Genomic DNA, 3,664 nt, shown 5'->3' with positions numbered 1-3,664 from the left:
AGGACGCCAGCCACGCCGGCGTCCTGGCATGACAACGCGAAAGGAGCATGGATGTCCGAGGTGACCCAGGCAGGATCGGTTGTCGCGCTCAGCGAGGCTGCCGCGACCAAGGTCCGTGACCTGCTGGCCCGTGAGGGCCGTGACGACCTCGCCCTGCGTGTCGCCGTCGAGCCGGGCGGCTGCTCCGGGCTCCGCTACGCCCTGTTCTTCGACGACCGCTCCCTGGACGGCGACGTCCGCGGCGAGGTCAACGGCGTGGCCGTCGTGACCGACAAGATGAGCGCCCCCTACCTCAGCGGCGCCTCCATCGACTACCTCGACACCCTCGAGAAGTCCGGCTTCACGATCGACAACCCCAACGCCGCCGGCTCCTGCGCCTGCGGCGAGTCGTTCCACTAAAGCCTGTCGGGCTCCTCGACACGAGGTCGTCCGGCAGCGCCCTTCTCGGGCGTCCGATGGCACGCCGCGAGGGCGAGCGTGTCGGTTCCTCCTTCTCTGGGGCTGGTTTCACCATCGCTGCCGCGATGGCCAGCGCCCTCCCCTCCAGAGGCGTTGGTGACCCGGCCGCCCGCTTGGCGGTCCGGGGCCTGAGATGTGGCCATACTGGCAGCCTCGGCCCAGGCGGCGAGGTTGGCGGCCGCATTGCAGTCTCGATCTACAACCAGTCCGCAGCCGTGGCAGCTGAATACCCGCTTGCCCAGCTCCATTGGAGGTCCGACCCGCCCACACCGTGAGCAGGTCTTGGTGGATGGAACCCAACGGTCACAGACGACCAGCTCAGCGCCATACCAAACCGCTTTGTAGCTGAGTTGCCGGGCTAGTTCGGTCCAGGCGGCGTCACTGATGGCGCGGGCAAGCGGTCGGTTGCCGAGCAGGTTGGCGACGGCGAGGTCTTCCACGCAAAGCCGATCGTGGGTCTTGACGAGCTGGCTGGAGACCTCGTGCAGAAAGCTCCGGCGCACGTTGGCGATGTGAGCGTGCTCTCGGGACAGCCGCCGGATCGCCTTGGTGTGGTTGGAGGATCGGAGCTGAGTGCGCGATACCGCACGCGACTGCTTCCTCAGGCTCCGCATGCTGCGCTGGAGCGGCTTAGAGCTGGTTTCAGTACTGGTGTTGTGAGCGGGCGGATGTCGATGATGCTGGCCGGGTCAGCCCCAGAAGATCCCGGTCGGGTCGGCGTCGAGTTCGGCTAGCAGCGGGACTGGGGTGGCAGCCGCGGGCACGTCGTCCATCAGATGCCAGCGGCGGTTGCGGTCGGCCCAGTACAGCCGCCAGCGACCCCCTGCCGGTGGGGGCGGGGCATAGCGCAGCTGGGCGATCGCCATGGTCGTCCACTCCGGTCCTAGCCCGGGCCGCCAGGGTGGGCGTCGCTCCACGATGGTCACGGTGCGCCCCCGCACCCGGTGCTCGACCTGGACCTGGTCCCGCACCTGGGCGGGCACTCGTTGCTGGCACCAGCGGCTGATCTGGTACAGGTGCAGCTCGGGGACGGCGGCCCCAGCCATCACACTCCTTCCTTGATCGTGCGGAGGGTTCGCCAGCACATCAGCGCACAGGCCAGCTGCAACAACCCCTCCAGGACCACGGCCAGCCGCTCATAGCGGACCTGGAGGCGGCGATGCTCCAGCAGCCAGGCGATGGTCCGCTCCACCTTCCAGCGCTGGCGACCCAGCCGCCTGCTGGACTCCATCCCACGGTGGGCGATCCGAGCGGTGATGCCACGCGCCCGCAGCGCCTGTCGGCAGCGTGAGAAGTCGTAGGCCTTGTCGGCGTACAGCCGCTCAGGACGCCGCCGTGGCCGGCCGATCCGTCCTCGCACCGGCCCGACCCGGTCCACCAACGCCACCAGCAGCCGCGAGTCATGGGTGTTGGCCGCCGACACCAGCGCGGCCAACGGCAGCCCAGCGCCGTCCACGATCAGGTGGTACTTGGAGCCCGGCTTGCCGCGATCGGTGGGATTGGCGCCGATCAGTTCCCCCCACGCTTGGCCCGCACGCTGGTGCTGTCGGCGCTGGCCGCCGACCAGTCCAGCCCACCCGCGGCATTGGCGCGCTCCAACAGCCGAGCGTGCAGCAGCTCCCACACCCCGGCCTGCTGCCACTCCACCAGCCGCCGCCAACAGGTCACCCCGCTGCCACAGCCCAGCTCCCGGGCGGGGACGTACCGCCAGGGCACCCCGGTCCGCAGCACATAGACGATCCCCGCGACCACGTTGCGGTAGGGCACCCGCCGGCGGCCACCCCTGGGGCGAGGCGGCGGAGCCGGCAGCAGCGGCGCGATCTCGGCCCACAATCCATCGGGAACAAGCTCCTCAACGGTCATGGGCCGAGATCCTCACACAGACCCAAGCCGGTATTGAAACCGGCTCTTAGGTGCCGTGAAGCGGCCAACCTCTGTTCCGGTGGCGGTGGCCGCCACGGCGAAAGCGGAAAGGCCACGGTCCACCCCGACAAACCCACCATGGTCGTCGCCAGGGCGGGATGGGTGACGGCGCTGAGGGTGGAAATCAGGCGCGTCGATATTGAGGCTGATGAACCAGCCAGCGCCATGCCGACGACAGGTCGCGAACAGGATCCTAGCCCGCGGCGCCACCACCGACCTTTCGGTCTCAGGATCGTCTCTAGAGTCGGGACGAAGCAGTCGCCGCAGCCGACGGGTGTCGTCATGTACACGAACCATGCCGATCCTGGGCAGGGTCACGGAGCGGGGATGGCCGTCCCCGACCCGGATCGAGCAGGCGCCGCCGCTGCCCGCCTTATTGCGGAGTCGGAAGCTCTCGCGGCAGCGACCTTTGCGTTTGCGCCTCGGGAAGCCGACCTTCCGTGCTTTGGCCTTGCCAGCCCGACCCTGTTCGTAGGCCGCCAAGGCACGACCAAGGTCGACGGCGGCTTCCTCAAAGACCTGTGCAGATACCTCGTGTCGCCATACCAGGCCGGTAGCCTGCTTGGTGATTATTCCGTCGGGAGCAGCGAGGAAGCTGCGTCCAGCGGCCTCGCTTCGCTTCCAGGCATTGAATGTGTTGATCAGATCGAACCCAGACCATGGCACGGCTATCGTTGGGTCGCCAGCCTTTTTCTGGAGCGCGTCGGTAACCAATCGCAGGCACTGGTTGTACGCAAAGCGGGAGGCGCCCGCATGACGAGCCAGCATTCCCGCTTGAGCGGGCGTCGGGTCCAGCGCGAAACGGAATGTGGTGTGCCGCATAACAGAGGAGCCTATATGGAGGAAGCGACAATCAAGCCGAGGTTTGCACGGCTGGACCGGCTAACGAGCCGGTCATGACGAGCGCCGTGGGCGGCTACGCCTTCGGCGACTCCGCGCCGGCGGCGCGGCGGCTGGGGCTGCTGGCCGACCTCTTCGCGCCGGCCAGCCACCCGTTCCTGGCCCGCTTCGCCGGCCGCCAGCCCGGCCTGGCCGTCGACCTGGGCTGCGGCACCGGCCACACCACCCGCCTGCTGGCCTCGGTCCTGGGTCCGCGCCGCGCCCTCGGCCTCGACCAGCCGGCCTCGTTCGTCGCCCTGGCCGCCGCGGACGCGCCGCCGGGGATGTCCTTCGCCGTCCACGACGTGACCCGGGCCCCGTTCCCGTGCCCGCCGGCCGACCTGCTCTCCTGCCGCCTGCTGCTCAGCCACCTTCCCGACCCACCGGCGACCCTCGCCACCTG

5 protein-coding genes are annotated in these 3,664 nt (G+C 69.1%); 2 read left to right on the top strand and 3 right to left on the bottom strand.

What is annotated here, in order from left to right; genetic code table 11:
• Positions 1-51: 51 nt before the first annotated feature.
• Entirely contained in the window at positions 52-399 is a 348-nt protein-coding gene (locus tag VF468_01940; GenBank protein HEX5877081.1) for an iron-sulfur cluster assembly accessory protein, read from the top strand.
• A gap of 749 nt (positions 400-1,148) precedes the next feature.
• Here VF468_01940 and VF468_01935 read toward each other — a convergent pair.
• The 3 genes from VF468_01935 to VF468_01925 form a co-directional block, all read right to left on the bottom strand.
• Complete coding sequence (locus VF468_01935) at positions 1,149-1,505, bottom strand: DUF3024 domain-containing protein (GenBank protein HEX5877080.1); 357 nt, start codon at positions 1,503-1,505, stop codon at positions 1,149-1,151.
• Positions 1,505-2,322 (bottom strand): IS5 family transposase gene (locus tag VF468_01930; GenBank protein HEX5877079.1). Its coding sequence is split into 2 segments (ribosomal slippage): positions 1,505-1,971 and positions 1,971-2,322, totalling 819 coding nucleotides; the frame shifts between segments, so codons are not numbered across the junction. Before VF468_01930 ends, VF468_01935 begins: the two co-directional genes overlap by 1 nt.
• A gap of 12 nt (positions 2,323-2,334) precedes the next feature.
• Positions 2,335-3,204 carry a transposase gene (locus tag VF468_01925; GenBank protein ID HEX5877078.1) on the bottom strand — a complete coding sequence of 290 codons (870 nt, stop codon included), beginning with the start codon at positions 3,202-3,204 and terminating at the stop codon, positions 2,335-2,337.
• Between the two features lie 74 nt (positions 3,205-3,278).
• On the opposite strand from VF468_01925, the gene VF468_01920 reads away from it, so the two are divergent.
• A partial coding sequence (locus VF468_01920) for a class I SAM-dependent methyltransferase (protein HEX5877077.1) occupies positions 3,279-3,664 on the top strand: 386 nt, incomplete at its 3' end.

Source organism: Actinomycetota bacterium, from assembly GCA_036280995.1.
GTDB lineage: Bacteria > Actinomycetota > CALGFH01 > CALGFH01 > CALGFH01 > CALGFH01.
This window is presented reverse-complemented; position numbering and strand designations above follow the sequence as displayed.